The following is a 1040-nucleotide window of genomic DNA, read 5'->3' on the forward strand; positions in this document are numbered from 1 at the left end:
TATCTGATCAATGTCGTGGCGCGCTCGCGCGAGGCCGACCGCAGCTCGATCTCGACGCTGCAGAACATGCAATTGCCGACCGGCACGGGCGAGTCGATCCCTTTGGCGGCCATCGCCAACTTCCGCTACGATCTCGAGCAGCCGACGGTATGGCGGCGCAACCGCACGCCGACGATCACCGTGCGCGCCGGCATGGTCGGCGACGTGCTGCCGGCGACTGTCGTCAACGAGCTGAAGCCCTCGGTCGACGCCTTCATCGCCAAGCTGCCGCCCGGCTATTCGGTGCAGACCGCGGGCTCCGTCGAGGAAAGCGCCAACAGCCAGGGACCGATCGCCGCCGTCGTGCCGCTGATGCTGTTCATCATGGCGACCATCCTGATGGTGCAGTTGCAGAGCTTCCAGCGCCTCTTCCTGGTGGTGGCGGTGGCGCCGCTCGGCCTGATCGGCGTGGTGGCGGCGCTGGTTCCAAGCGGTGCGCCGCTCGGCTTCGTCGCCATCCTCGGCGTGCTGGCGCTGATCGGCATCCTGATCCGTAACTCGGTCATCCTGATCGTGCAGATCGAGGACCTCGTCGCCGAAGGCAAGGACCGCTGGGCGGCGGTGATCGAAGCGACCGAGCACCGCATGCGGCCGATCGCGCTGACGGCGGCGGCCGCAAGCCTGGCGCTGATCCCGATCGCGCGCGAGGTGTTCTGGGGGCCGATGGCCTACGCCATGATGGGCGGCATCATCGCCGGCACGGCGATAACGCTGCTGTTCCTGCCGGCGCTTTATGTGACATGGTTCAGGGTCAAGGAGCCCCCGAGGCACGTGCGGGATGGCGCTGTGGTAGACAGCGCTGCTGTTGCGGAGACGTGAGGTAAGTCGAGTTCCGTCACACCCCCCTCTGCCCTGCCGGGCATCTCCCCCGCAAGGGGGGAGATCAGCAGTTCTGGCGCCCTGATCTATCCTGCAGCGTTGGCGATTGGCGAAATCGACTGTGCGCTCAATCTCCCCCCTTGCGGGGGAGATGCCCGGCAGGGCAGAGGGGGGTGTGACGG

General features: G+C 67.0%; 1 protein-coding gene. It reads left to right on the plus strand.

Annotation, left to right across the window (positions count from 1 at the left end; all coding sequences use genetic code 11):
- A partial coding sequence (locus EOA29_RS37610) for an efflux RND transporter permease subunit (protein WP_145970093.1) occupies window positions 1-858 on the plus strand: 858 nt, incomplete at its 5' end.
- Between the last annotated feature and the right edge of the window lie 182 nt (window positions 859-1040).

Origin of the sequence: Mesorhizobium sp. M1E.F.Ca.ET.063.01.1.1, assembly GCF_003998155.1 — a bacterium.
In the GTDB taxonomy this organism is placed as follows: Bacteria; Pseudomonadota; Alphaproteobacteria; order Rhizobiales; family Rhizobiaceae; genus Mesorhizobium.